We start from the raw sequence: 25,346 nt of genomic DNA on the forward strand, positions 1-25,346 counted from the left end.
TCGAATTGTCCCGCGGTAATTGACACCCGTTTAAGTCCCCGGGCCCGAGTTTCGCACCATCCGAGATCGGAGGCGGTCGTCCGAAAATGCATGTTCGCATCAGAAATGGCCTCAAAGGCGTCTCCCTGCGGACGCTCGCGCTGACGGCCTTCGTCGTCCTCTGCGCAGCTGCGGGCCTCTTGCAGCTCGACAGGGCCGTGCGGGACTGGCGGGCCACGACGGCCAACCGCGCCGAACTTGCCTGGCGCGCGCTGCATCTGCTCGACGCCATCGGCTATCGCGGCTTCATGCAGAACTTAAAGAACGCAGTTCTTCACCCTGACATGTCGCACGATCTTGGCGCGGCCGAGCGCGATCTTGAACAGGCGTTCGGCAACCTTGCCGCGTTCGACGCCTCCGCGGCGGCGCTTGGCGTCCCTGCGCGGACCACGGCGCTCCGGACGGCGCTGATGCGCCATCGCGCGCGGCTGACCCTGATCCCGCAACTCGCTTCTCTCGGTGTTTCGCCGGGGCGGATCGACGATCTGCTCATGGTCCGCGACGAGGCGGCCCTGCGCGACGTCGACGGGCTGCTGACCGCCGCCCACGAAGCGCTCGACGCGGCCCACGCGCAGTCGGCCGATCTGGCGGGAACCGCCGCGGCGCTCGGCGTCGGGGCCGCGGTCGCGCTGGCCGCCGGCGCCGTCAGCGTCGCCTGTCAGCGGGCGCAGGGCGCGGCGCGGCGCGCGTTGGAGATTCAGGTCGCCGAGCGCACCGCCGATCTCTCGGCGGCGCTCGCCAAGGAGCGACACCTGTCCGCGCTCCAGCGCCGGTTCGTCGGCCTCGTCAGTCACGAGTTCCGCACGCCGCTGAGCATCGTCGATCTGACGATGAGCCAGACCGTCCGAAAGGTCCGCAGAACCTGCGACCCCGCCGCGCAGGCCATCGTCGAGGACGCCGGGGCGCAGGTGCGCATCGCGGTCGCGCGGCTCGTCCAGCTCATCGACACGACGCTGCTCGCGGCGCGGATCGACGACGGTCAGATCGGCTTCGACCCGGAGGCCGTCGACCTTGCGCCGCTGCTCGAGGAAGCCCGGCAAACCTGCCTGCAGATATTTGAGGGCCGCCAGTTCGTCCTGAACGTGAGCGACGACATCGGGGCCGTGCAGTGCGACCCGGGGCATCTGCGGCAGATCCTCTGGAACCTTCTCTCCAACGCCGCGAAATACAGCGAAGAGGGCGCGCGCATCGAGACGAGCGCCGGACGCGACCGCGACAGCGGGGAAATCGTGATCACGGTGCGCGACAGCGGGCTCGGCATCGGCCCGGCCGACCTCGCCCGCCTCACGGAGCGCTACTTCCGCGGCGACAGCGGCGAGGGCCGGCCCGGCGTCGGCCTCGGTCTGCACATCGTCGCGAAGTTGCTGGCGCTGCATCGCGGCAGGCTTGAAGTGGAGAGCGAACTCGGCAGGGGAAGCGCGTTCTCGGCGATCTTCCCGGCGCGCCCCGCGCAGGTCGCCTCCTGCGTCCGCGCGGCCTGAGCGCGCCGCCGAACGCGACCGCCCCGGCGCCGAGAGGCGCAGCTCAGCGCCGGAAACCGCCCTTTCGCCAAAGCGGCGAGCCCATCGCGTCTGGGCGCCCGGGAACGGCGCCGGAGCGCGGGCGCAGCGCCGACGCCCCGGCGCCGCGGCCCCTTGACGGCGGAAGCGGCGGCTGACGCCGGCGCTTCGAGGACCTCACCGCTTCCCCTCGAAGCGGTCGGCGATCAGCCGGTCCAGCGAGCGCACGCCCCATCCGGTCGCGCCCGCCGGCGCGTAGTCGGTCGCCGCGCTGCGCAGGGTGACGCCGGCGATGTCGATGTGCGCCCAGGGCAGCCCGTCCTTCACGAAGCGCTTGAGGAACTGCGCCGCGGTGATGCTGCCCGCCGGCCTGCCGCCGACGTTCTTCATGTCGGCCAGCCGCGACTTGAGCTGCTTGTCGTAGTCCTTGCCGAGCGGCAGCCGCCACGCCCCCTCGCCCACCGCGTCGCAGGCGGCCTTGAGGTCGTTGGCCAACGCGTCGTCGGTGGAGAAGAAGCCCGCGTTGTGGTTGCCGAGCGCGATGATGACTGCCCCGGTCAGCGTCGCGAGGTCGATCATGGCGGCGGGCCTGAACGTCTCCTGCGCGTACCACATGGCGTCGCACAGGACCATCCGGCCCTCGGCGTCGGTGGAGATGATCTCGACCGTGTCGCCCTTCATGGTGCGGATGATGTCGCCCGGCCGCATCGCGCGGTCGGACGGCATGTTCTCCACAAGTCCAACGATTCCGACGACATTCGCCTTCGCCTTGCGCAGCGCCAGCGTCCGCATCACGCCCGAGACGACCGCGGCGCCGCCCATGTCCATGGTCATCTCCTCCATGCCGGAGGAGGGCTTGATCGAGATGCCGCCGGTGTCGAACACGACGCCCTTGCCCACCAGCGCCAGCGGCGCCTCGTCGCCGCCGCCCATCCACTTCATCACGACGAGCTTGCTCTCGGAGATGGAGCCGTGGCCGACCGCCAGCAGGCAGCGCATGCCGAGCTTCTCCATCTCGGCCTCGCCGAGGATCTCCACGTCGAGGCCCAGCTCGCCCATCGCGCCCAGCCGCGCGGCGAAATCGTCGGTGGTGAGGATGTTCGCGGGCTCGTTGACGAGATCGCGGGTGAAGAACACGCCCTCCGCCAGAGCCGCCATCGGGCCGGAAAGCCGCGCCACCTTCTCCGGCGCGTCGGAGGCGAAGGTGATGCGGCGCGGCGCGGGGCCCGGCTTCTCGTCACCCTCCTCGCCGTTCTCCTCGCCCAGCGTCACGGCCTTGTGATCCTTGAAGTCATAGAGCCGCAGCGCCGCGCCGAACGCCGCCTCCGCCTGCGCCTCGGGCGCGCCGTCGCCGTAGATCGTGACCGCGCCGGACCCCAGGCGCCCCGCCGCCGCCGAACCCGCGCGCCGAGCGTCCTCCCCGGTTTCGCCGAGCGCGACGACGATAAGCCGCGTCGCCTTCATGCCGGCCGGAAAGGACAATGTCGCCGCGTCGCCGGGCTTGTTCTTGAATTCCTTCGACGCCAGCAGCCGGGAGACCGCGCCCTGCGCCGCCGCGTCGGCGGCCTGCGCGGCGGGGCCAAGGGCGCCGCCGGGCCGCGCGAAAACGACCACCGCGCCCTCCATCGAGGTGATGGGAGCGTCCTCGAACGCGACATAGGTGATCTCGGCGGGACTGGTCATGGCGGGCTCCAGATGCGACTTCATGCGATGAGTAGCCCGCCAACGCGCCCGGGCCAAGTCGGGCGCCGGCGCAGCGGGGCCGGCCCGGCGCGCCGGCGGCGCGACGACGCGAGAAGGAGGCCCGCAGGATGCCCACCCGCCTGTCGCGATATGTGCTGCGCGAGCTGGCGCGGCCGTTCGCCTTCTTCCTTCTGGTGCTGACCGCGGTGATCTGGCTGACGCAGTCGCTCGGCGTCATCGAAATCGTGGTGAACAGCGGCCAGAGCGCCGGGCTGTTCCTGCAGTTCGTCGCGCTGCTGGCGCCGGCGGCGCTCGCCATCGTCCTGCCGCTGGCGGCGTTCGCGGCGACGCTCTACGCGGTGCACCGCCTCTTCGGCGAGAGCGAGCTCGTCGCCATGATCGCCGCCGGCATGAGCCCCGCCGCCCTCGCCCGCCCCGTCGCGCTGTTCGGCGCGCTGGTCGCCCTGGCGGTGGCCTTCTGCACGATCTACGCCGCCCCCGCCGCCACCCGTGAGATGCGCGAGCGCATCGCGAACCTGCGCGGCGACATCGCCAACGCGCTGGTGTTCGAGGGGCAGTTCCTCCATCCGGCGCCGGGCCTGACCATCTACGTCCGCGAGAACTCGGGCTCCGGCGAGATGACCGGCCTCTTCGTCCATGACCAGCGCGACCCGGAGGCGGAAGTCACCTACACCGCCCGCCGCGCGGTGCTGGCCAGGGCCGAGGGCGGCCCCCGCATCATGATGCAGGACGGCGCCGCCCAGCGCCGCGACGTCGAGAACGGCGCCCTCAGCGTCCTGCGCTTCGACGAACTGGTGTTCGATCTGGGCCAGTTCATGAGCGCCGCCGGCGACCGCGCGCCCAAAGTGTCCGAGCGCAGCCTTGCGGAACTCGTCGCCCCCGACCGCGCGGCGCTGGGCGACGCGGCGGATCGGGCGCTGGGCCGCTTCTACGCCGAGGGGCACGATCGGCTCAGCGCGCCGCTCTACGCCGTCGCGCTGCCACTGATCGCGCTGGCGACCGTGATCGCGGGCGGCTTCAGCCGCAGGGGATACGGCAAGCGCATCGCTCTGGCCGTGCTGATCGGGGTCTCGGTGCGGGTGCTCGGATTCGCCGCGAAGGCGATGGCGGCGGGCGCGCCCGCAACATGGCCGCTGCTCTACTTTCCTCCGCTGATCGCCATTCTCGGCGCGCTCTGGGCGCTTTCGCGCGAGACCGGCGTCCCGCGTCATCCGGCGATGCGTGCGGCCGGGGGCGCATCGTGAGCTGGACCCTGACGCGTTACATCGGCGCGAGGTTCGTGAGCACGCTCGGGCTGGTGTTCCTCACCGCCTGTCTCGTGGTGTTTCTCGGCAATCTGATCGAACTGCTGCGCGAGGCCGGCGAAGCTGGGGGCGTGGGTTTCGCGCGCGTCGCCGCCATCGCGGCGCTGAAGGCGCCGACCATCGCGCTCGTCGCCCTGCCCTTCATGGTTATGCTGGCGGCCCTCGCCTGCTACGCGCGCCTCGCCCGCTCATCGGAACTGGTGGTGACGCGGGCGGCGGGCGTGTCTGCGTGGGCGGCCCTCGCGCCGGCGGTGCTTGTCGCCTTCGCCACCGGCTTTCTCAGCGTGACCCTCTTCAACCCCCTCGCCGCCGCCACCGCATCCCGGGCCGAAACGCTCGAGGCCCGCAGTTTCGACGGCCGCACCGGCCGCATCTCCGTGTCGGCGGAGGGACTGTGGCTGCGGCAGGGCGGCGGCGCCGAACCGGGAGGGCAGACCGTCGTGCACGCCCGCTCGGCGAACGCCGACGCGACCGAACTGCGCCATGTGACGCTATTCTCCTTCAACCGCGACGGAGACCTAGTCGGGCGGATAAACGCGAAGAACGCCCGCCTGTCGCCTGGCGCGTGGCTTCTGACCGACGCCCTGACGCGTCGCCTCGACGAGCGCGAGGCGACCGCCGACGCCGACACGCTCCCGGCTCCCGAGACCGACGATGCGAGCGCACTCGAGGTGGACGGCCCGAGAGCCCCTCCCGAACGTTTCGATCCTAGCCTTGAAGTGCCGACCGAACTCACGCGGGAGCAGATACTCGAGAGCTTCGAGAAGCCCGAAGCCATCTCGTTCTGGGCGCTTCCGGGGTTCATCCGCACGCTGGAGGATGCCGGGTTCTCGGCCCTGCGCCACAGGCTGCACTGGCAGGCCCAGCTCGCGTCGCCCCTGCTGTTCGCCGGCATGTGCATGGTCGGCGCCTCTTTCGCCATGCGCCACCATCGTCAGGGCGGTCTGGGGTTCATGGCGCTCGGGGCGGTTCTCGCCGGTTTCGGATTCTATGCTCTGACCGACATCGCCAAGGCGCTCGGCGCTTCCGGCGCGGTTCCCACGCTGCTCGCCGCATGGGTTCCGCCCAGCGCCGCCGTTCTGCTTGCGGCCGCCTTGCTGCTCCATCTCGAGGACGGGTAGGGTGCCGGCGCCGCCAACCGCTCCCGTCTCCGCCCCTGCGCCACATCCCGCCGAACGAAGCGCCAAATGACGCCATGACGAGCAGCGCCACGAGATCGACCGCAGCGCGCGCGGCGCTCTCGGTTGCGCTGGCCGCGGCGCTCGCGCCCGCCGGCGCCCCCGCGCAGGACCGGGAAGCCTCGCTCGACGAGATGATCGGGGTCGCGGCGACGGACCGGGACACGCCTGCGGCGCTCGTCGCCGACATCGTGCGATACGACGAGAACGCCGGCACGCTGACCGCCGACGGCGACGTTGTGGTCTACTATGGCGAGCGCACGCTGCGCGCCGCGTCGATCACCTACAACACCCGCACCGGGGCGATCGCGGCCAAGGGTCCGATCGCGCTGCAGGACGGCTCGGGAACCACGCTGCTCGCCGACGCGGCCTCGCTGGACGACGACCTGCGCGACGGCGTGGCGAGCGGCGCCCGCGCGGTGCTCGCCGACGGCGCCGGGCTCCTGGCCGCCGTGCAGGGAACCCGGATCGACGGGCGCTACACGGCGCTTTCGCGCGCAGTCTATTCGTCCTGCACGGTGTGCGCGGCGTCGCCGACGCCGCTCTGGGCGATCCGCGCCGAGCAGGTCGTGCACGATGCGGAAACGCGGGACATCTACTACCGCGACGTCGTTTTCGAAGCCCTCGGCGTGCCCGTCGCGTGGCTCCCGAGCTTCCGGCATCCCGACCCCGGCGTGGAGCGGCGCAGCGGCGTGCTGGCGCCCACCTTCCTGCAGTCGAGCAGCTACGGCCTCGCGATCAAGCTTCCCTACTTCGTCACCCTTGGCCCGAACGCCGACGCCACGCTGACGGCGTTTCCAACGGAGAACGACGGCGGGATTCTGGAGGTCGAGCACCGTCGCCGCTACGCCAGCGGCGGCTTCGACCTGAACGGCAGTTTCGGATATCTCGACATCGGGGAAGGCGAGGGGCCGGAGATGCGGGGCCACCTCTTCGGATCCGGGCGCTTCGACCTTCCGCACGACGCGCTGCCTTCAGGCACGGTCGCGGGCTTCGAACTGGCGACGACGACTGACGACGACTATCTGCGCCGCTACGACTTTTCCGACGAGGATCGTCTCACCAGCGAAGCCTACGTCGCGAACTGGGGCGATGAGGACTACTTCCATCTGGCGGCGGTCTATGTCGATTCGCTTCGGGTCAACGAACGCGACAGCGCAATTCCCCAGCCCCTCCCCGAGTTCGACGCGCGGCTCGCGGCCGACGACCCGTTCCTCGGCGGCGCGCTTGGCTTCACCGCCAGCGGGGTGGCGCTGCGGCGCGGCGAGGGGCGCGACGTCAATCGCCTGAGCCTCGGCGCGGACTGGAACCGCGAGACGATCGTGGAGGGCGGCGTCGCCCTGCGCGGCTTCGCCTCGATTCGCGGCGACCTCTATCAGACGTCCGACGACCCCGACTTCGACTCCGATCCCACGCTGCGCGTCGCACCCCTCGTCGGGGCCGAAGCGCGCCTGCCCTTCATCTCCTTCACCGGCGACGTGACGCAGATCATCGAACCCGTGGCGCAGATCGTCCTCGCGCCGCAGAACTTCGGCGACGACAACATCCCCAACGAAGACAGTCTGCTGGTGGAGTTCGACGAAACCAACCTGTTCGAGATCGATCGCTTCCCCGGTCATGACCGGGTGGAAAGCGGCGCGCGGCTGAACCTCGGGGTCAACTATGCGCTCGTCGGGCCGGCGGGCCTCGACTTCGAGGCGCGCGCCGGCCGGGTGATCCGACTGACCGAGGAGACGAGCTTCTCGGCCGGCTCCGGCCTCGACCAGACACGGTCGGACTGGGTGGCCGCGTGGTCGGTCGGGCTGGCGGACTGGCTGCGCTTCTCGAACCGCTTCCGCATCGGCGACGATCTGGAGATCGCGCGCAACGAGGCCTCGGCGATGATTTCCGGCGACCGCGGCGCCATCCGGGCCAGCTACGTCTTTCTGGCCGAGGACGACACGGCCGGCGCCCTGGACGACCGCTCCGAGGTATCCCTCGCGGCGACTCTGCGGCTCGATCCGCAGTGGGAGGTGTCAGGCTTCATGCGGCGCGACATCGTCGAGGAGAATTTCGTCGAGACCGCGGCGCAGGTCGCCTATCGCACCGAATGCGCCGCCTTCGAATTCTACGCCAAGCGCGACTTCACCGACACCCAGAACGCGCCCGCCGAGACGACGTTCGGCCTGCGCGTGCGGCTATATGGCGCCGCCGATGGCGCAAGGCGACGATCTGCGGTATGCGGACGGCCCTGATGTTCAAGCCATCGCGAGGCGGGAAAATGCTGGCGCGCAACGCACTCGTCGCCGCGGCGCTCATCGCGGCGGCGCTGTCTCCGCCGCCCTTCGAGGGCGGGCCGCCAGGGCCATGGGCGACGCAGGCTTCGGCCCAGACGCCCTTCGAGCCCGCCGCCGTCGTGAACGGCGATGTCGTGACGCGCTACGATGTCGAGCAGCGAGCCCGGTTTCTGCGCATGTCCGGCGCGCAGCCCGGCCCCGAACTCGAACAGGCGGCGCTCGCCCAGCTCACCGACGACCGGATCAAGCTCGCCGCCGCCGAGATGGTCGGCCTGACGGTCGATGAGGAGACGCTGGCGCGCGGCGTGCGGGAGTATGCGGCCAACCGGGGGCTGACGATGGAGGCGCTCGACGCCCAGCTGCGCCGGGCCGGCGTCGACATGGCCGCGCTCGAAGACGCGATCGCCGCCGACATCGCCTGGCGCGGGGCCGTCCGCCGGCGCTTCGGCGCACAGGCCGAGCCGAGTGACGCCGAGCTCGATCAGGAGCTTGCGCTGGCTGCGACCGGCCAATCGGTCAGCTACCGGCTGCAGGAGCTGTCGATGCCGTTCGCCGCGCGGGGCGAGGCGGAGACGATGGCGCTCGCCGAGCAGCTCTCCCGTGAGCTCGGCGCCGGCGGCGACTTCCGCGCGGCGGTGCAGCGCTACAGCTCCTCTCCGAGCGCCGCGCAGGGCGGCGACATCGGCTGGATCTCGGAGGCCGCGCTCCCCGATCAGGTTGCGCGCGAACTGGCCGCCACCGGCGAGGGCGGCGTCACCGCGCCGTTGCCCCTGCCGGGCGGCGTGACGATCCTGAAGCTTGTCGAGACGCGCCGGGAAACGGTCCAGGCCGGCGCGGAAACGCTCGACCTTGTAATGCTGCAGGCGCGCGGTGCGACCGCCCGGCAGCTTCTCGAGCGCGTCTTGCAGGGTGAGCCGGATTGCGCGACCGCACAGGCGCGGGCCGAAACCGACGCCGACCTCAACGCGATCCGTTCCGACCCCACCGACAGCGCGGCGATGCAGCAGACCACGCGGGACGCCGTTCGCGGCCTCGTGGACGGGCAGAACAGCGGTCCGCTGCCGGCGCAGGGCGGCGCGATCGCCTTCGTCGTGTGCAGCCGCGTGAGCGGCGCGAGCCCCGAAGCGCGCGAGGCGCTGCGCGGGCAGGTGCGAAGCCAGCGGCTCGAGGGGTTTGCGGCGGGCTGGCTTCAGGAGCTGCGCAACGACGCCGTGATCGACCGGCGATGACGCGGCCGCTCGCCCTCACCATGGGCGACCCCGCCGGCGTCGGCGGAGAGATTGCGGTCGCGGCGTGGGCCGAGCTTTCGCGCGATGCCGGCGCGCGCCCGTTCTTCGCGATCGACGATCCGCGCCGCCTCGCCGCCATCGCCGCGACGCGCGGGCTCCGCGTGCGGGAGATCGGGTCGCCTGACGAGGCCGCCGCCCTTTTCCGCGAAGCGCTGCCTGTTCTGGCCGAGCCGCTTGCCGCTCCCGCCCCGCCGGGACGGCCGGACGCCGCCAACGCTCCAGCGGTCGTGCGGTCCATCGCGCGCGCGGCCCGCCTCGCGATGGACGGCGTCGCGGCGGGGGTCGTGACCAACCCGATCAACAAGAAGGCGCTCATGGACGGCGCCGGCTTCGCCTTTCCCGGCCACACGGAATACCTCGCCCATCTCGACGGCGCGGCGCGCGCGGTGATGATGCTCGCCGCGCCCGCGCTGAAGGTGATCCCGGTCACGATTCACCTGAGCCTCGCGGACGCGATCGCCGCGCTCGACGCCGCCTCCATCCGGGAGACCATCCGCATCGCCCATGCCGCGTTGCGGCGCGACTTCGGGATTGCGATGCCGCGCTTCGCCGTCTCCGGCCTGAATCCGCACGCCGGCGAAGGCGGCGCCATGGGCCGGGAGGAGATCACGCTCATCGGCCCCGCGCTAGACGCGCTGCGCGCCGAGGGTCTCGACATCGCCGGCCCGCTGCCCGCCGACACGATGTTCCACCCCGCCGCGCGGGCGCGCTACGACGTCGCCGTGTGCATGTATCACGATCAGGCGCTCATCCCGATCAAGACGCTGGATTTCGCCCATGGCGTGAACGTGACGCTGGGGCTCTCGTTCATCCGCACCTCGCCGGACCACGGCACCGCCTACGACATCGCGGGAAAGGGGACGGCGGACGCCGCAAGCCTCATCGAGGCCCTGCGCCTCGCCGACGCGATGGCGAAGGCGCGCGCATCCGGGGGGCCCGGGTTCTGAGCGGCGGCGACGGCGCCGCGACCGCCGCGGACGGGCTGCCGCCGCTGCGGGCCGTGATCGCCGAGCACGGCCTGGCGGCAAGGCGCGCGCTCGGCCAGAATTTCCTGCTCGACCTCAATCTCACCGGCCGCATCGCGCGCGGCGCCGGCGATCTCGCCGGCGTCGACGTCCTGGAGATCGGGCCCGGCCCGGGCGGCCTCACGCGCGCGCTGCTGGCTCAGGGAGCGCGCCGCGTCGTCGCCGTCGAACGCGACGCGCGATGCCTGCCGGCGCTGGCGGCGGTCTCGGCGCGCTGGTCCGGAAGGCTCGAGGTCGTCGAGGGCGACGCGCTGGCGCTCGATCACGCCGGGCTCGTCGGCCGCCCCGCCGTCGTCGTCGCCAACCTGCCCTACAACATCGGCACCGAGTTGCTCGTGCGCTGGCTGCGCGGCGGCGGCGGGGGGGAGAGGGGCGCCGACGACGGCGCGTGGCCCCCTTGGTGGTCGCATCTCACGCTGATGTTCCAGCGGGAGGTCGCCGAGCGCATCGTGGCGGCCCCCGGCTCCCCGCACTATGGCAGGCTCGCCGTGCTGGCGGGCTGGCGCACGCGGTCGCGCATTCTGTTCGACATCAGCCCCGCCGCCTTCACGCCGCCGCCGAAGGTGACGTCCGCCGTCGTGTCGATCGCGCCCTGCGAGCCGGTCGCCGAGGCGAGCCTGTCGGCGCTTGAGCGGGTGACGGCGGCGGCCTTCGGCCAGCGGCGGAAAATGCTGCGGCAGGCGCTCAGGACGCTGGGGCGCGACCCCGCGCCCCTGCTCGCCGCCGCCGGCGCCGACCCGCAGGCGCGGGCCGAGACGCTGGACGTCCCGGCCTTCTGCGCGCTTGCACGGGCGCTCGAAGCGGCGGAGCGCTGAGGCGCCGCTCTCAGCCGGCGTCGGCCTCCGCAGCGCTGGGCGCCGCGTCCGCCGGACCGTCCGCAGCAGAACCGTCAGCCGCAGGGGCGTCGGCGGCCTTCGGCGCGCGACGCCGGCGGCGGCGCGGCTCCGCGGGCGCATCGGCGGCCTCGGCAACCTCGGCAGCCTCGGCTGCCCTTACGGAAGCTTCGCGGCCGGCGGTCGTCTCGCCTTGGGCTGCGTCAACCTCCGTAGAGGCCCGACGCGGCGACCGGCCCCGGCGCGGCTTCTCGCTGGCGACGCTCTCCGGCGTCGCCACCGGACCGAGATCCTCGCCGCCTTCGCCCGCCTGAGGGTCTATCGTCTCAAGACCGCCCGCCGACGGCGCGCCGTGATCCGTGCCCGCCTGTCCGCCATGCTGCGCGCCGTCGCTCCCGCCGTGCTCGTCGCGCCGCTCCGCGCGCGCCGCCTGATCGCGCCGGGGCGGGTCGTTGCGCTGCTGATCGTGGCGACCGTCCTCGCCGCGGCCGTCGCCATTGCGGTGCTGCTCGCCGCGGGGCTGATGCTCCCCGTTGCGCGCGTGCTGGCGGTCGTCGATGTTCCGCTCGGCGTCATGCCCACGCGGCTGCTCGCCATTGTCGCCGCCGCCATGGCGCGCCTGCTGGCGCTGGGCGCCGTCGTCCTCGTCGCCGTCGTCGAGATCGAATCGCTGCCTGTCCTGCTGCTGGATCCTGCGCTCGTCGGCCGTCGGCGCCGCGGCGCCGAGCAGGCGGACGTAGTGCTCGGCATGCTGGAGGAAGTTCTCCGCCATCACCCGGTCGCCCGAAGTCTGCGCGTCGCGGGCCAGGATCTGATATTTCTCGATGATCTGCTGGGGCGTTCCGCGCACCTTGCCTTCCGGACCGGCGCTTTCATAGACGCGATTCTGGACGTTGCCCTGGGGCTTGCGGCTGTTGTTCTTGTTACGATTGTTGCGGTTCTTCTGCGGAGGTCTCATCTGCACCGTCTGTCGCCCTTTGCCCCGAGATAAGGCCGCGCACGGCGTCAAGCCACGCTGTCCGGCCTCGCAGAGGCGCAAGCTCCATAAGGCGCCGCGCCGTACAGGATTGCCGCGCAATGCCGCGGCGCGATCCGTCTGCGTTTGCGATTTGGATCGCATGCGGCGCACCCTATCAAGGCGCGCATTCAGCGCGCCTTCGCCGCAACTCAAGCTTATAACCTCCTTCCCCGGGCAAACAACCGCTAATCGCATGCCGCAAGCAGCGCGCGCGGTCTTCCGTCGAGGTCCGCCGCGAGCCGCACCGCGCCGAAGCCAGCCGCGCGGAACAGCGAGGCCGCCGCCTCGCCCTGCCCCGCCCCGAACTCCACGAGGACGGCCCCGCCGGGCGCAAGCGCCGCCGGCGCCGCGGCGGCGATGCGGCGATAGGGGTCGAGCCCGTCGGCGCCGCCGTCGAGCGCCAGCCGAGGTTCGTGCGAGAGCTCCGGGGCCGCCGCGGCCACCTGCTCGCTGCGCAGATAGGGCGGGTTCGACACGATGAGGTCGAAACGCCCGGACAGGCCCGCGAGCCAGTCGCCCTCAAGCATCGCCGCGCGCGCGGACACGCCCAGCCGCTCAGAGTTGCGTCGCGCGACCGCCAGCGCCGCGGGGCTCGCGTCGACGCCGACGCCCGCGGCCTGCGGCCACTCGGCCAGCAGCGTCAGGAGGATCGCGCCGGAGCCGACGCCCAGATCGAGCACCCGCGCCGCCGGTCCGCGCTCCAGCGCCAGCGCGATCAGCGTCTCCGTCTCGGGCCGCGGGTCGAGAACGTCGGGCGTGACCTCGAACTCCCGCCCCCAGAACGCGCGCCGCCCCGTCACATGGCTGAGCGGCGCCCTGCCGGCGCGCCGCGCCACGCCCGCCGCAAGCCGCGCGGCCTGCTCCGCGTCGAGCGCCGCCTCCGGTGCCGCGGCGAGGCCGGCCGCGCTCACGCCGCAGGCCCACCGCACCAGCAGACGCGCATCGCGCGCGGCGCCCTCGACGCCTGCGGCCCCGAGCGCCTCGGCGGCGGCGCGCACCGCCTCGGCCCGGCTGGAAAGGCCGTTCATGCCTCCATCGCCGCGAGCTTCTCCGCCCGGTCCGCCTCGGCCAGAGCGTCGATCACGGGGTCGAGATCGCCCGCCATCACCTCCGCGAGCCGGTAGAGGGTGAGGTTGATGCGGTGGTCGGTCAGCCGACCCTGCGGAAAGTTGTAGGTGCGGATCCGCTCGGAGCGGTCGCCGGAGCCGACCTGCCCCTTACGGTCCGCCGCCCGCGCAGCGTCCGCCTCGCGCCGCGCCAGATCGTAGAGGCGCGCGCGCAGCACCTCCATCGCGCGGGCGCGGTTATGGTGCTGCGACTTCTCCGCCGAGGTCACAACGATGCCGGTGGGCAGATGCGTCAGCCGCACCGCGCTGTCGGTGGTGTTGACGTGCTGCCCGCCGGCGCCGCTGGCGCGCATGGTGTCGATGCGGATGTCCTCGGACCGGATCTCCACGTCGACGGCCTCCGCCTCGGGCAGGACGGCGACGGTCGCGGCGGAGGTGTGGATGCGCCCCTGCGCCTCGGTGGCCGGCACGCGCTGCACGCGATGCACGCCGCTCTCGAACTTCAGGCGGGCGAACACCCCCTCCCCGCGCACGGCGGCGACGATCTCGCGCAAGCCGCCCATCTCCGAAGGGCTCTCGTCCATCACCTCGACGCGCCAGCCGCGCGCCTCGGCGTAGCGCGAATACATCCGGAACAGGTCCGCGGCGAAGAGCGCCGCCTCCTCGCCCCCGGTCCCGGCGCGCAGCTCGATGATGGCGGCGCGGGCGTCGGCCTCATCGCGCGGCAGCAGCGCCAGCGTCACGGCGCGCTCGGCCTCGGGCAGGCGCCGGCGCAGCGCATCGAGTTCCTCCTGCGCCAGCGCGCGCATCTCCGGATCGGCGAGAAGCGCCTCGGCGGCCCGGATCTCGGCCTGCAGCGCGCGGAACGCCCGCACCTGCTCCACCACAGGCCGCAGCGCGGCGTAGTCGCGCGAAAGCCGTGCGAAGGACGCCCCGTCGCCCTCGGCGAGCCGGGCCTCCAAGAGCTCGAACTGCGCGATGAGCGCATCGATCCTGTCATCGGAAATCATCTGCGGCGTCTAGGCGGCGCAGGGCCGCCCGGTCAAGCAGTCGCCGTCGATCCGCGCTCGCCAACGCGCCTTCGCATCGTTACATTCCGGTCATGAAGCGAATGCCGCTCATCCTCGCCGCCGTCGTCTTCACCGCGCCGGCCTCGCCCTGGGCGCAGGACTGGAACCGCGTGCGTCCAGCGCCCAAGGACGGCTACGCCTATCCGGAGTGCTACTGCACCAACCGCGGCGCGCGCGTCGAAGTCGGCGAGACGGCCTGCCTGCGGGTCGACGGCAGGGAGTTCACCGCGCTCTGCGCGATGTCGCTGAACAACCCGGCATGGCGGCGGCAGGGCGAGGGCTGCCCTCCCGACGGCCTCAGTCTAGCGCCGCGATCCACCGCTCCACGCGCGCCCGGTTGACGCCCATATCCCCGTAGCCGAAGCGCGACCGGGACCAGATCGCCAGCGCCGCCCCGCCTTCGGCCTCCACGGCGCGCACCGAGACATAATCCGGAAAGCCGATCAGCGCAGAGCGCTGGACATAGGTCGTGAAGAGCTCGTCAGGCCCGCCGGCGAGCCGCGTCGTGCGCGGCGCCGCCATCGCCGCGGCGTCGAAGCGCGCCGCCAGTTCGGCCGGCGCGACGGGCCAGACCGGGCTCGCGATGTCGGCGTCGAGACTGGCGCCGGGGGGCGCGACGCGGAACTGATTCGGCGCGCCGGTGTCAACGCCGGACATGGGGTCGACATGCCATGCCGCCGGGTCGCTCGGCGCCATCCGCACGTAAAGCGCCCCGATCAGCGCCAGCCCCGCCAGCGCTGCGACAGCCTTGACGACGAAGCTCACTCCGCGGCCTGCGCCGCCGCCTCGGCCGCCGCCTGGGCCCGGGCCGCCTCGATCTCCTCGGCCTTCCGTTCCACGAGTTCGACGAGGTGATCGAGCATCCCGGCGTTGTCCATCTTGTGGCTCTGCAGTCCGGCCAGATAGACCATGCCGCTGCCGGCCCCGCCGCCGGTGAAGCCGATGTCGGTCTCGCGCGCCTCGCCGGGCCCGTTCACGACGCAGCCGATGACGCTGAGGGTCATGTGCGTGCGGATATGCGCGAGCCGCTCCTCCAGCGCCTTGACCGTCTCGATCACGTCGAAGCCCTGCCGCGCGCAGGACGGGCAGGAGATGATGGTCACGCCGCGGTGGCGCAGGTTCAGCGACTTCAGTATCTCGAAGCCGATCTTAACCTCCTCGACCGGGTCGGCCGACAGCGAGACGCGGACGGTGTCGCCCACGCCCATCCAGAGCAGGTTGCCGAGTCCGATCGCGCTCTTGACGCCGCCCGATGTCAGCCCGCCGGCCTCCGTCACGCCGAGGTGCAGCGGATGGTCGCAGGCGTCGGCTAGCGCCTGATACGCCGCGGCGGTCAGGAACACGTCCGACGCCTTCACGCTGATCTTGAATTCGTGGAAGTCGTTGTCCTGCAGGATCTTCGCGTGCTCCAGCGCGCTCTCCACCATCGCCTCGGGGCACGGCTCGGCGTATTTCTCCAGCAGATGCGGCTCCAGGCTGCCGGCGTTGACGCCGATGCGCATCGAACAGCCGTGGTCGCGCGCGGCCCTGATCACCTCGCGCACGCGCTCGGGCTTGCCGATGTTGCCGGGGTTGATCCGCAGGCAGGCCGCCCCCGCCTCCGCCGCCTCGATGGCGCGGCGGTGGTGGAAATGGATGTCGGCGACGATGGGCACCGGGCTCTCGCGCACGATCTCGCGCAGTGCGCGCGTGGACCCTTCGTCGGGGCAGGAGACGCGCACGATGTCCGCGCCGGCCTCGGCGCAGGCCAGCACCTGACGGATGGTCGCCGGCGCGTCCGTCGTCAGCGTGTTGGTCATGGTCTGGACGGTGATCGGCGCATCGCCGCCCACGGGCACCGAGCCCACCATGATGCGGCGGCTCTTGCGGCGGTGGATGTCGCGCCAGGGTCGAATGCTCATGTCGGTCGCCTTGCCGTTTCCGGTGCGCGGCGCCTGTCGGGGCGCAGCGCGGTGGTCGCGATGATAGGCGTCGCGCCGGCCGCGGTCGAGCGCGACGAGGCCGCGCATGGCGGCGGGGGGGCGGAGGTTCAGCGGTCCGCGAGCGCCGCGCTGAGGGAGACCGGCTCCGCGCGCGCAGGCGTCTCGGCGACCGCCTTCGGGAGGGCTGCGCGGATCGCGGAGGCGTCGAGCAGGACGTTGGAGACCACGCCGCCCGGCCGCCCCAAGGGCCCGTGGCGCACGCCGTCGACCTCCAGGAACACGCCGCCCGCGTTGCCGGCGCGCAGCGTGAAGCCCTGCGCTGCTTCCGGGGCGCGCCAGCTCTCGCCGGCCTGCATCAGCTTTTCGTGAACCACGCGGCCGGAACCGTCTCGAACTCGCACCCACGCCTCGGAGTCGATCACCAGCGCCACGCCCCTGACCTCCGCCTCGGGCGGCCGCGGGGCAGCATCGGGGGCCGGTTCGGCCGAGACGACGGCGCTCGGTTCGCCATTCTCGGTCGCGGCGAGCGCCACGACGAAAGCCGGGTCGAGCGCGGCCGTGACGAAATCCTCGGGCTTCGGCGCGGATGCGGCCGCATAGACGCCCGCGCTTTCCGGATCGAGCGCCGAAATCGGGCCGTCGCGCGGCGCGGAGGGCGGCGGGCCGACTTCCTGCGCGGCGTAGACCGCGGCGAGCGCCGACGCGTCGATCATCGGCCCCGGCACCGCGCCGGCGCGTGCGATCCGCATCATCATGTCGATTTCCGGCGCGGCGGCGAGCGCCTCGGGCGCCTGGGGGAGCGGCGCGAAATCCACCCGCTGGATGTTCTCCAGCATCGTCCAAGCGCCGTAGCCGAGGCCGCCGACGAGCCCGCAGAGGACGCCGAGCGACGCCACGCCGCTGACGACGGCCCCGAAGCTGGCGTTCACGGAGGCGGCGCGCGACGCCGCCGCGAGCCGCGACCCGGCGATGACGGCGTCGAGATCCGCGCGCCGGGCGCCCGGCGCGGCGGCGCGGCCCGCCGAGAGGGCGCCGGCGGCCAGCGGCGCGGCGGAAGGCGGCGTGAAACCCGATTCCTCGCAGAAGCGGCGAAGCACCGCATCCTCGTCCATGCCGAGATAACGGGCGTAGGCCCGGACATAGCCGGTCACGAAACCGCGATGCGGCACGCCGTCGGGATTCGCGCTCTCGATCGCGTCGATATGCGCGGCCTTGATGCGCAGCTCTCGCTGCACGTCGAGCAGGGACTTGCCCAGCGACGCACGCTCTCCGCGCATCTCGTCCCCGAGGCTGACCCTGTAGGAGTCGAAGCCCCGAAGCTCCACGATATCGGCCTCGACCATATCCTGCCCGTCGCCCAACGCTGTTTCGCGCTTTTATTGCGGGGCCGCCCTAGCATCAAGCGTCCCGCCGCCTCGCGCAAAAACTACGACACATCCATCGATTCGTCGGCCTACATTGACGCCCCCTCGAGTTTTTTTTTCGTTCACGCCGCAACCTGCGCGTGAGCGCCGCCTCAGTAGATGAAGCGGATCTGTTCGCTCCAGTAGCGTTCGATGCGGCGCAGTCCGCCGGCGATCTCGGTCGCGGCCTCGGCGCCGTAGAGGCCCCGCTCGGCAAGTTCGCCGGCGTGGCGCTCGAAGAGGGCCGCCACCGCGGCGCGGATCTCGGCGCCCTTCTCCGTCAGCCTGATGCGCACGGCGCGACGGTCAACGCCGCAGCGCTGATGGTGCATGTAGCCGGCCTCGACCAGCTTCTTCAGGTTGTAGGACACATTCGAGCCCTGGTAGTAGCCGCGCGATTTCAGCTCGCCCGCGGTCACTTCATGGTCGCCGATGTTGTAGAGCAGCAGCGCCTGGACCGGGTTCACGTCAAGAAGGCCGAGGCGCTCGAACTCGTCCTTGATGACGTCGAGAAGCAGGCGGTGCAGCCGCTCCACCAGCGCCAGCGTCTCGACGTACCGGCCCAGCGACCCGCCCTGGCGCTGCTCGCCGTTGTCCGCCGCCGCGCCCGCTACGGGACGGACCGCCGCGCCGATCGCCGACTTGCCCTGGATGCTCATGCGTTCTCTCCGCGTTTCGACTTTGACGCGAGATTTCGCCAAAAAACGAAAAGCGGCGGTTAACGTGGCGCGGCCTGATCAGGTCTTGCCGTCAAGAAAGCGTATCACGCCCGAAAAATCGTCACCGCCATGCCCGGCGGCCGCCATCATCGCATAGATCTGGGTGGCCTGCGCGCCGAGGGGCGTCACGGCGCCCGCGCCCTGCGCCGCCTGCATGGCGATTCGCAGATCCTTCAGCATCAGCTCCGCCGCAAAGCCGGGCGCGTAGTTCCGGTTCGACGGCGCCGACGGAACCGGGCCGGGAGCGGGGCAGTAGTCGTTGAGCGACCAGCAGCGCGCCGTCGCCGTGGACGAGATCGCGTAGAGCGCCTCCGCCGAAAGGCCGAGCTTCTCGGCGAGGTTGAAGCCCTCGCTGACCGCGATCATCTGGATCGCGAGCATCATGTTGTTGCAGAGCTTCGCCGCGCAGCCCGCGCCCGAAGGCCCGGCATGCAGGATCGTGCGACCCATCGCGCCGAGCGTCGGCTGCGCCGCCTCGAAGGCGTCGGCCGCGCCGCCGACCATGAAGGTCAGCGTGCCCGCCGCCGCGCCGCCCACGCCGCCCGACATGGGCGCGTCGAGCATCCGGCGCCCCTCTGCCCCGGCATGGGCGGCGACGGCGCGCGCCGTGTCGACGTCGATGGTGGAGCAGTCGATGAACAGCGCGCCGGGCCTCGACGAGGCGACGATCCCTGCGTCGCCGAGATAGGCCTCGCGGACATGCGCGGCCGCCGGCAGCGCCGTCACCACCACATCGGCGGCTTCAAGGGCTTCGGCCAGGCTGTCGCAGGCCGCCCCGCCGACCGCGGCCAACGCCGCGCGCGCGGCGTCGAAGACGTCGTATCCCTGCACGGCGAAACCCGCCTTGACGAGGTTGCCGGCCATCGGCAGGCCCATGTTGCCGAGCCCGATGAAGGCGACGGCGCTGACAGGCGCGCTCATGCGTTTCTCCTCAGACGCCATGGTGGGCCGCGACGCGCCCGAGCGCCTCGGCGTGTCGCGGGTTCATCTCGGCGGCGCCGCTGATCCACGCGTAGAGATCCTGGTCGTTCTCCTCCAGCAGCGCCTCGAAGGCGTCGAGCTGCGCGTCGTCGAGCGCGGCGAGCGGGCCGTCGGCGTAGGGGCCCAGCAGCATGTCCATCTCCTTGGTCCCGCGCCGCCAGCAGCGGATCCGCAGGCGCTTGAGCCGCGTCTCGCGGCGTTCGGCGTCGGTCATCGTCTCACCTCTCAGTCGGCGTCCCACAGGCGCGCGGCGCCACGCACGCCGGAGCTGTCTCCGTGGGAGTTGGGCAGCAGACGCGCATCCGTCACGCCGCCGAAGACATGGGCGCGCATCGAGGCGGCGGCCCCCTCGTAGATGCGGGCCACGTTCGACAGCCCGCCGCCGAAAACGAAGACGTCGGGCTCGATCAGGTTCACCACCACGGCGAGCGCCCGGCCCAGCCGCTCCTCGTAGCGGTCGAGCGCGGCGAGCGCGTCGGCGTCTCCGGCCTCGGCCAGCGCCACCACGGCGCGCCCGTCCTCAGCCGCGCGCCCGGTGACGGCGGTGAATTCGCGCGCCATGCCGGGGCCGGCCAGCAGCGCCTCGATGCAACCGTGGCGCCCGCAGCTGCACGGACCCGCCGCCAGCTCCGCCTGACTGCCCCATGGCAGCGGGATGTGCCCCCACTCCCCCGCAATGCCGCGCGCGCCCGTCACGAGCCGCCCGTCCGCCACGAATCCGCCCCCCACGCCGGTGCCGAGGATCACGCCGAACACCAGCCGCGCCCCGGCCGCCGCCCCGTCCACCGCCTCCGACAGCGCGAAGCAGTCCGCGTCGTTGGCGAGCCGCACCGGCGCGCCCACCGCCTTCGCGATGTCGTCGCGGAACGGCCTTCCGTTGATCCAGCGGGCGGTGCCGAGCACGACCTCCCCGGTCGCGGCCTGAACGTTGCCGGAGACGCAGACGCCGATCCGCCCAGGCCGCGCGGAAACGGCCTCGGCGCACGCCGCGACGGCCTCCGCGGTCGCCGCGATGGTCCCGGCGTAGTCGCCGCGCGGGTTGGGGCGGCGCGCCTCGGCGATCCGCCTGCCCTGCGCGTCGATCACCGCAGCGGCGATCTTCGTGCCGCCGATGTCCACGCCGAATTTCACGCAAGTTTCCTCTCGGATCGGGCCGCATCCTCGCTGCGGGCCGAGCCTATGACGTGGCCGCGCCCTCGGGAAGCCCCGCACGGCGCCGACGAAAAAGGGGCCTGCGCGGCGCAGGCCCCCGTCATCGTCGGCCGCAGGTCGCGCGCCGCCTTCACCGGCGGCGCGGCGGCGCTCAGGCGAGATCGAAGCGGTCGAGCTCCATCACCTTGGTCCACGCCGCCACGAAGTCGTCGACGAACTTCCGGCCGGCGTCGGCGCAGCCGTAGACTTCCGCCAGCGCGCGGAGCTGCGAGTTGGAGCCGAACACCAGATCGACGCGCGTGCCGGTCCACTTCAGGTCGCCGGTCTTGCGGTCCCGCCCCTCGTAGATGTCCGCGGCGTCGGATGCCGGGCGCCACGTCACGCCCATGTCGAGCAGGTTCACGAAGAAGTCGTTCGTGAGCTGGCCGGGACGATCCGAGAGGACGCCGTGCTTCGAGCCGTCGGCGTTGGCGCCGAGCGCGCGCATGCCGCCAACGAGCACCGTCATCTCCGGCGCCGTCAGCGAGAGAAGCTGGGCGCGGTCGACGAGGCGCTCCTCCGGCGACATCGCCTGCTCGCCGCTGGAGAAGTTGCGGAAGCCGTCCACCCTCGGTTCCAGGCAGGCGAAGCTGTCCGCGTCGGTCTGCTCCTCGGTGGCGTCCGTGCGGCCCGGCCGGAACGGAACCACGACTTCGTGCCCCGCGTCGCGCGCCGCCTGCTCGACCGCGGCGCAGCCGCCGAGAACGATCAGATCGGCGAGGGACACTTTCTTGCCGCCGCTCGCACTGCCGTTGAATGCGGTCTGCACGCCCTCGAGCGCCGCCAGCACCGTCTGGAGCTTCGCCGGCTGGTTCACCGCCCAGTCCTTCTGCGGCGCGAGGCGGATGCGCGCGCCATTGGCGCCGCCGCGCTTGTCGCTGTCGCGATAGACCGAGGCCGAAGCCCATGCGGTCAGCACCAGGTCCGTCACCGGCGCGCCGGCCCCGAGGATGAGCGCCTTGAGCGCCGCCACGTCGGCCTCGTCGATCAGCGGATGGTCCACCGCCGGAACGGGATCCTGCCAGATCAGCACTTCCGTCGGCACATCCGCGCCAAGATAGCGCTCGCGCGGGCCCATGTCGCGGTGGGTCAGCTTGAACCAGGCGCGGGCGAAGGCGTCAGCGAACTTGTCGGGATTGGCGTGGTAGTGGCGCGAGATCTTCTCGTAGGCGGGGTCCATGCGCATCGCCATGTCCGCCGTCGTCATCATGATCTTCTCGCGCTTCGAGGGGTCGTGCGCCGCCGGCGCATGGTCCTTCTCGGCGAGATCCTTCGGCGTCCACTGCCAGGCGCCGGCGGGGCTCTTGGTCAGCTCCCACTCGTAGCCGAACAGCACGTCGAAATAGCCCATGTCCCACTGGGTCGGGTTCGGCGTCCAGGCGCCCTCGATCCCGCTGGTGATGGTGTCGCCGCCCTTGCCGGACCTGAAGCGGCTGAGCCAGCCGAGGCCCATCGCCTCGATCGGCGCGGCCTCGGGTTCGCGGTCGAGCAGGCCCGCGTCGCCGGCGCCGTGGCACTTGCCGAAAGTGTGGCCGCCGGCGGTGAGCGCGACCGTTTCCTCGTCGTTCATCGCCATGCGGGCGAAGGTCTCGCGGATGTCATGCGCGGAGCCGAGCGGGTCGGGCTGGCCGTCGGGGCCTTCAGGGTTGACGTAGATCAGGCCCATCTGCACGGCCGCGAGCGGGTTCTCCAGGTTGCGCTCGCCGCTGTAGCGGCTGTGCGGCTTGTCGCTGGTGGCGAGCCACTCGTTCTCGGAGCCCCAGTAGACGTCCTCCTCGGGCTCCCAAACGTCGGCGCGGCCGCCGGCGAAGCCGAACGGCTTGAGGCCCATCGACTCGATGGCGCAGTTGCCGGCGAGCACCATGAGGTCGGCCCAGGAGAGGCTGCTGCCGTACTTCTTCTTCACCGGCCAGAGCAGCATCCGCGCCTTGTCGAGGTTGGTGTTGTCCGGCCAGCTGTTCAGCGGCGCGAAGCGCTGCTGACCCGCCCCGGCGCCGCCGCGGCCGTCGGCGATGCGGTAGGTGCCCGCGCTGTGCCACGCCATGCGGATGAACAGCGGCCCGTAATGGCCGTAGTCGGCGGGCCACCAGTCCTGCGACTCCTTCATCAGCGCGAAGATGTCCTGCTTCACCGCCGCCAGATCAAGCTGCCGGAACGCCTCGGCGTAGTCGAACGCCTTGCCCATCGGGTCGGAGAGCGGCGAATGCTGATGCAGGATCTTGAGGTTCAGCCGATTGGGCCACCAGTCCTCGTTCGAGACGTGAATACGGCCCGTCACCGGGCATTTCAGATCGCCGTCCATGATCCCTCCAGTCGGTCTGTGCTGTTGATTCAGGGCTTTCGCCCGGCCCTTTCAGACGCCGCGACCGCGTCTCCCGCGCTCGCGACCCCTCTCTTTGGAATCCTTCTCAACTGTATATCGATCACCGGCGCATAGCGAAACGGGATTGCCGCTATCTCGGTGATAGCCTCACGCTATCTGAAGCAGCGATTTCGGCGCGGCCTGGCGCAGGGCTTCGGCGAAAAGGCGCATATCCGCCCGCCGCGCGGCGCCGGCTGGGAAGATCAGGGACAGTCGTCGCGCCATCGCCGGGGCGATCGGTCGCAGGGCGGGCGTGGTTCGACCGGCGGCGGCGAGCGCGGGGGCCAGCGTCACGCCTTCCCCCACCGCGACCAGCCCCAGCAGCGTCTCCAGGCTCGTCGCGCGATAGCCGGCCCCATCGGGCGCCGCCGCGCCGCAGAGCGACAGCGCCTGATCGCGCAGGCAATGGCCTTCCTCCAGCACCAGCAGCCGCTCCGCGCCGAGCGCCGCGGCGCTCACCGTCTCGCCGCGCGCCAGCGGATGATCCGGCGGCAGCGCGGCGAGGAACGGTTCGTCGAAGAGCGCCGCCATCTCCAGCCCCGGCCCCGACGCCGCCTCCGCGACCACGGCGGCGTCGAGTTCGCGCCGCCGCAGCGCCAGCAGCGCCTCCGCCGTCTGCATCTCCCGGCAGATGAGGTCCAGCCGCGCGAAGCGCGCCCGTAGCGACGGGGCCGCCCAGGGCAGGAAATACGGGCAGAGGGTGGGAATCACGCCGAGTCGCAGCGGCCCGACCAGCGGCTCGGCGCCGCTGCGCGCCACGCCGCGCACCTCGTCGGCCAGCGTCAGCATCGCCCGCGCCCGCGCCACGACCTGCTCGCCGAGCACGGTCAGACGCGCCCCGGCCGCTCCGCGCTCCACCAGCGTCGCCCCGAGATAGCCCTCAAGCCGCGCGATCTGGGCCGAAAGCGTCGGCTGGCTCACGCCGCAGGCCTCGGCCGCGCGCCGGAAATGGCCGTGGTCGGCCAGCGCCACCAGATAGCTGAGCTGCGTGAGGGTCATCGCGGCAACCATCGCGCCGCAGGGGCGCAGCCGCAAGGGCGCCGCGCCGCCGCGATGCGGCGCCTGTTCATCGCAAGCGCGCTGGCATAGCTTCCGCCACGTCTCGCAAATGCAAGAGGACGCCCATGGCGCTCCACACCTCCCCCGTGGACCGGACCGCCGCCACCGGGGCGGTCGCGCCCGGGCTGGCGAGCCACGCGCCGCTCGGCCCCGGCGCGTTCGTCGCGCTGTGCGCCGCGCTGATGGCGATGAACGCGCTGGCGATCGACATCATGCTGCCCGGCCTGCCGCACATCGCCCATGAGCTCGGCGTCGACGCGCCGAACGAGCGTCAGGCCGTCATCACCGCCTATCTGCTCGGCTTCGGCTTCGGGCAGTTCCTGGCCGGTCCGCTGAGCGACCGCTTCGGCCGCCGGACGGTGCTGCTCGTTGGGCTGGTGATGTACGCCGCCGGCGCCGGACTGTGCGCGCTAGCGCCGGACTTCGACCTGCTGCTCGCCGCGCGCGCGGCGCAGGGGCTCGGCGCCGCGGCGCCGCGGGTCATCGTCACCGCCGTCATCCGCGACTGCTACGCCGGCCGCGCGATGGCCCGCGTCACGTCGCTGGCGATGATGACCTTCATGGCGGCGCCGGTGATCGCGCCGACGCTCGGTCAGGTCATCCTGCTCCTGGGGCCGTGGCGCATCATCTTCGCGGTGCTGGCGCTCTACGCCGCCCTGGTGCTGCTATACGCCGGCCTCCGCCTGCCCGAGACGCTGCCGCCGGAGCGCCGCCGCACCCTGCGGCCGAGCGCGCTCGCGCGCGGCGTCGGCTCGGTGCTGCGCTCGCGGCAGACGGTCGGCTACGCGCTGGCGTCGGGGGTGTTCTTCGGCGCGCTGTTCGGCTTCATCGGCTCGGCGCAGCAGATCATGGCCGAGCTCTACGGGTTGGGGCCGTGGTTCCCGATCGCGTTCGCGGGCGTGGCGCTGGCGATGGCGGCCTCGGCCTTCCTCAACTCCCGCCTCGTCGAGCGGTTCGGGATGCGCCTGCTCTCGCACGGGGCCGTGCTCGCCTTCGCGGCGCTGAGCGCGGTGCTGGCGGGCCTCGCGCTGACGGGTCAGCCGCCGGTATGGGCCTTCATGGGGCTGATCTGCGGGGCGATGATGCTCGTCGGCATGGTCTTCTCGAACTTCAACGCGCTGGCGATGGAGCCGCAGGGCGCGGTCGCCGGCCTCGCCTCCTCGATGATCGGCGGGGTGACGACGCTCATCGGCGCCTCGGTCGGCTACGGCATCGGGCAGGCCTATGACGGCACGGTGCTGCCGCTGGCGCTCGGCTACCTGTTCTGCGGGGCCGGCGCGGCCGCCGTCATCCTGTTGACCGAGGGCGGCATGTTCGGTCGCGGCGGCGGCGTCGCGACGTCTGGCCGCGCTCCGGCGGAGTGACGCGCGGCGCGGCGCGCGCCATCTCCTCGCCCATGAAGCGCAT

The 25,346-nt window shown here is 72.1% G+C and carries 22 protein-coding genes; 9 read left to right on the forward strand and 13 right to left on the reverse strand.

Going from position 1 to position 25,346, the window contains the following annotated elements:
- The first annotated feature begins 86 nt into the window (after nt 1–86).
- A complete protein-coding gene (locus BLW43_RS02120; RefSeq protein ID WP_093247898.1) occupies nt 87–1,520 on the forward strand; it encodes a sensor histidine kinase in 1,434 nt (477 codons plus the stop codon).
- 195 nt (nt 1,521–1,715) lie between these two features.
- On the opposite strand, the gene BLW43_RS02125 is transcribed toward BLW43_RS02120, so the two are convergent.
- Nucleotides 1,716–3,221 (reverse strand): leucyl aminopeptidase, encoded by a 1,506-nt coding sequence (locus tag BLW43_RS02125; protein ID WP_093248178.1) that lies wholly within the window; start codon nt 3,219–3,221, stop codon nt 1,716–1,718.
- A gap of 128 nt (nt 3,222–3,349) precedes the next feature.
- On the opposite strand from BLW43_RS02125, the gene lptF reads away from it, so the two are divergent.
- The 6 genes from lptF to rsmA all read left to right on the forward strand — a co-directional run bounded on the left by lptF (nt 3,350) and on the right by rsmA (nt 11,129).
- Nucleotides 3,350–4,486 carry an LPS export ABC transporter permease LptF gene (gene lptF / locus BLW43_RS02130; RefSeq protein WP_093247900.1) on the forward strand — a complete coding sequence of 379 codons (1,137 nt, stop codon included), beginning with the start codon at nt 3,350–3,352 and terminating at the stop codon, nt 4,484–4,486.
- A complete protein-coding gene (gene lptG / locus BLW43_RS02135) occupies nt 4,483–5,667 on the forward strand; it encodes an LPS export ABC transporter permease LptG (RefSeq protein WP_175478714.1) in 1,185 nt (394 codons plus the stop codon). The genes lptF and lptG overlap by 4 nt, the downstream gene beginning before the upstream one ends.
- A 74-nt stretch (nt 5,668–5,741) precedes the next feature.
- A complete protein-coding gene (locus tag BLW43_RS02140; RefSeq protein WP_139283954.1) occupies nt 5,742–7,958 on the forward strand; it encodes an LPS-assembly protein LptD in 2,217 nt (738 codons plus the stop codon).
- Between the two features lie 26 nt (nt 7,959–7,984).
- Entirely contained in the window at nt 7,985–9,229 is a 1,245-nt protein-coding gene (locus tag BLW43_RS02145) for a peptidylprolyl isomerase (protein WP_175478715.1), read from the forward strand.
- Nucleotides 9,226–10,236 (forward strand): 4-hydroxythreonine-4-phosphate dehydrogenase PdxA, encoded by a 1,011-nt coding sequence (gene pdxA, locus BLW43_RS02150; protein WP_093247905.1) that lies wholly within the window; start codon nt 9,226–9,228, stop codon nt 10,234–10,236. Before BLW43_RS02145 ends, pdxA begins: the two co-directional genes overlap by 4 nt.
- A 53-nt stretch (nt 10,237–10,289) precedes the next feature.
- Nucleotides 10,290–11,129, forward strand: coding sequence for a 16S rRNA (adenine(1518)-N(6)/adenine(1519)-N(6))-dimethyltransferase RsmA (gene rsmA, locus BLW43_RS02155; RefSeq protein WP_245730879.1), 840 nt, complete (start codon nt 10,290–10,292; stop codon nt 11,127–11,129).
- Between the two features lie 10 nt (nt 11,130–11,139).
- Here the strand turns inward: rsmA and BLW43_RS02160 are convergent, their stop codons facing one another.
- Genes BLW43_RS02160 through prfA form a run of 3 tightly spaced genes read right to left on the reverse strand, consistent with a single transcriptional unit; the run spans nt 11,140 to nt 14,242 of the window.
- Nucleotides 11,140–12,318 (reverse strand): DUF4167 domain-containing protein, encoded by a 1,179-nt coding sequence (locus BLW43_RS02160; RefSeq protein WP_175478716.1) that lies wholly within the window; start codon nt 12,316–12,318, stop codon nt 11,140–11,142.
- Nucleotides 12,319–12,350: 32 nt separating this feature from the next.
- The gene (gene prmC, locus BLW43_RS02165; protein WP_093247907.1) at nt 12,351–13,193 is read right to left on the reverse strand and encodes a peptide chain release factor N(5)-glutamine methyltransferase; all 843 of its coding nucleotides are present in this window, start codon (nt 13,191–13,193) and stop codon (nt 12,351–12,353) included.
- Nucleotides 13,190–14,242 carry a peptide chain release factor 1 gene (gene prfA / locus BLW43_RS02170; RefSeq protein ID WP_093247909.1) on the reverse strand — a complete coding sequence of 351 codons (1,053 nt, stop codon included), beginning with the start codon at nt 14,240–14,242 and terminating at the stop codon, nt 13,190–13,192. Before prfA ends, prmC begins: the two co-directional genes overlap by 4 nt.
- Nucleotides 14,243–14,334: 92 nt before the next feature.
- On the opposite strand from prfA, the gene BLW43_RS02175 reads away from it, so the two are divergent.
- The gene (locus BLW43_RS02175) at nt 14,335–14,643 is read left to right on the forward strand and encodes a hypothetical protein (RefSeq protein WP_139283955.1); all 309 of its coding nucleotides are present in this window, start codon (nt 14,335–14,337) and stop codon (nt 14,641–14,643) included.
- Here BLW43_RS02175 and BLW43_RS02180 read toward each other — a convergent pair.
- The 9 genes from BLW43_RS02180 to BLW43_RS02220 form a co-directional block, all read right to left on the reverse strand.
- A complete protein-coding gene (locus BLW43_RS02180) occupies nt 14,600–15,067 on the reverse strand; it encodes a DUF1499 domain-containing protein (protein ID WP_245730880.1) in 468 nt (155 codons plus the stop codon). The genes BLW43_RS02175 and BLW43_RS02180 overlap by 44 nt on opposite strands.
- A complete protein-coding gene (gene ispG / locus BLW43_RS02185; RefSeq protein ID WP_093248182.1) occupies nt 15,064–16,203 on the reverse strand; it encodes a flavodoxin-dependent (E)-4-hydroxy-3-methylbut-2-enyl-diphosphate synthase in 1,140 nt (379 codons plus the stop codon). Before ispG ends, BLW43_RS02180 begins: the two co-directional genes overlap by 4 nt.
- Nucleotides 16,204–16,331: 128 nt before the next feature.
- Complete coding sequence (locus BLW43_RS02190) at nt 16,332–17,567, reverse strand: helix-turn-helix domain-containing protein (RefSeq protein WP_093247911.1); 1,236 nt, start codon at nt 17,565–17,567, stop codon at nt 16,332–16,334.
- 173 nt (nt 17,568–17,740) lie between these two features.
- On the reverse strand, nt 17,741–18,286 hold the full coding sequence (locus BLW43_RS02195) for a MarR family winged helix-turn-helix transcriptional regulator (RefSeq protein ID WP_093247912.1): 546 nt from the start codon (nt 18,284–18,286) through the stop codon (nt 17,741–17,743).
- Nucleotides 18,287–18,364: 78 nt separating this feature from the next.
- Nucleotides 18,365–19,267, reverse strand: a complete 903-nt coding sequence (gene mmsB / locus BLW43_RS02200; protein WP_093247913.1) for a 3-hydroxyisobutyrate dehydrogenase — start codon at nt 19,265–19,267, stop codon at nt 18,365–18,367.
- Nucleotides 19,268–19,277: 10 nt separating this feature from the next.
- Complete coding sequence (locus BLW43_RS02205) at nt 19,278–19,541, reverse strand: succinate dehydrogenase assembly factor 2 (RefSeq protein WP_093247914.1); 264 nt, start codon at nt 19,539–19,541, stop codon at nt 19,278–19,280.
- A gap of 11 nt (nt 19,542–19,552) precedes the next feature.
- Nucleotides 19,553–20,458, reverse strand: a complete 906-nt coding sequence (locus BLW43_RS02210; RefSeq protein WP_093247915.1) for an ROK family protein — start codon at nt 20,456–20,458, stop codon at nt 19,553–19,555.
- Nucleotides 20,459–20,630: 172 nt separating this feature from the next.
- A complete protein-coding gene (katG, locus tag BLW43_RS02215) occupies nt 20,631–22,820 on the reverse strand; it encodes a catalase/peroxidase HPI (RefSeq protein ID WP_093247916.1) in 2,190 nt (729 codons plus the stop codon).
- A 168-nt stretch (nt 22,821–22,988) separates the two neighbouring features.
- Nucleotides 22,989–23,879: a LysR substrate-binding domain-containing protein gene (locus BLW43_RS02220; RefSeq protein ID WP_217632079.1), complete on the reverse strand. Its 891-nt coding sequence runs from the start codon at nt 23,877–23,879 to the stop codon at nt 22,989–22,991.
- A gap of 125 nt (nt 23,880–24,004) precedes the next feature.
- Here BLW43_RS02220 and BLW43_RS02225 point away from each other — a divergent pair, with 125 nt between their 5' ends.
- Entirely contained in the window at nt 24,005–25,303 is a 1,299-nt protein-coding gene (locus BLW43_RS02225) for a multidrug effflux MFS transporter (protein ID WP_093247918.1), read from the forward strand.
- The last annotated feature ends 43 nt before the right edge of the window (nt 25,304–25,346 follow it).

This window comes from Rubrimonas cliftonensis, from assembly GCF_900107585.1.
GTDB classification, from domain to species: Bacteria; Pseudomonadota; Alphaproteobacteria; order Rhodobacterales; family Rhodobacteraceae; genus Rubrimonas; species Rubrimonas cliftonensis.

What these genes read in the sequence shown, in the direction of transcription:
- BLW43_RS02225 (WP_093247918.1), top strand. Translation starts at nt 24,005, where the DNA reads ATGGCGCTCCACACCTCCCCCGTGGACCGGACCGCCGCCACCGGGGCG.
- mmsB (WP_093247913.1), bottom strand. Translation starts at nt 19,267, where the DNA reads ATGAGCGCGCCTGTCAGCGCCGTCGCCTTCATCGGGCTCGGCAACATG.
- pdxA (WP_093247905.1), top strand. Translation starts at nt 9,226, where the DNA reads ATGACGCGGCCGCTCGCCCTCACCATGGGCGACCCCGCCGGCGTCGGC.
- prmC (WP_093247907.1), bottom strand. Translation starts at nt 13,193, where the DNA reads ATGAACGGCCTTTCCAGCCGGGCCGAGGCGGTGCGCGCCGCCGCCGAG.
- BLW43_RS02125 (WP_093248178.1), bottom strand. Translation starts at nt 3,221, where the DNA reads ATGACCAGTCCCGCCGAGATCACCTATGTCGCGTTCGAGGACGCTCCC.
- BLW43_RS02195 (WP_093247912.1), bottom strand. Translation starts at nt 18,286, where the DNA reads ATGAGCATCCAGGGCAAGTCGGCGATCGGCGCGGCGGTCCGTCCCGTA.
- BLW43_RS02190 (WP_093247911.1), bottom strand. Translation starts at nt 17,567, where the DNA reads ATGGTCGAGGCCGATATCGTGGAGCTTCGGGGCTTCGACTCCTACAGG.
- BLW43_RS02140 (WP_139283954.1), top strand. Translation starts at nt 5,742, where the DNA reads ATGACGAGCAGCGCCACGAGATCGACCGCAGCGCGCGCGGCGCTCTCG.
- BLW43_RS02120 (WP_093247898.1), top strand. Translation starts at nt 87, where the DNA reads ATGCATGTTCGCATCAGAAATGGCCTCAAAGGCGTCTCCCTGCGGACG.
- ispG (WP_093248182.1), bottom strand. Translation starts at nt 16,203, where the DNA reads ATGAGCATTCGACCCTGGCGCGACATCCACCGCCGCAAGAGCCGCCGC.
- prfA (WP_093247909.1), bottom strand. Translation starts at nt 14,242, where the DNA reads ATGATTTCCGATGACAGGATCGATGCGCTCATCGCGCAGTTCGAGCTC.
- katG (WP_093247916.1), bottom strand. Translation starts at nt 22,820, where the DNA reads ATGGACGGCGATCTGAAATGCCCGGTGACGGGCCGTATTCACGTCTCG.
- BLW43_RS02175 (WP_139283955.1), top strand. Translation starts at nt 14,335, where the DNA reads ATGAAGCGAATGCCGCTCATCCTCGCCGCCGTCGTCTTCACCGCGCCG.
- lptF (WP_093247900.1), top strand. Translation starts at nt 3,350, where the DNA reads ATGCCCACCCGCCTGTCGCGATATGTGCTGCGCGAGCTGGCGCGGCCG.
- BLW43_RS02145 (WP_175478715.1), top strand. Translation starts at nt 7,985, where the DNA reads ATGCTGGCGCGCAACGCACTCGTCGCCGCGGCGCTCATCGCGGCGGCG.
- BLW43_RS02205 (WP_093247914.1), bottom strand. Translation starts at nt 19,541, where the DNA reads ATGACCGACGCCGAACGCCGCGAGACGCGGCTCAAGCGCCTGCGGATC.
- BLW43_RS02220 (WP_217632079.1), bottom strand. Translation starts at nt 23,879, where the DNA reads ATGACCCTCACGCAGCTCAGCTATCTGGTGGCGCTGGCCGACCACGGC.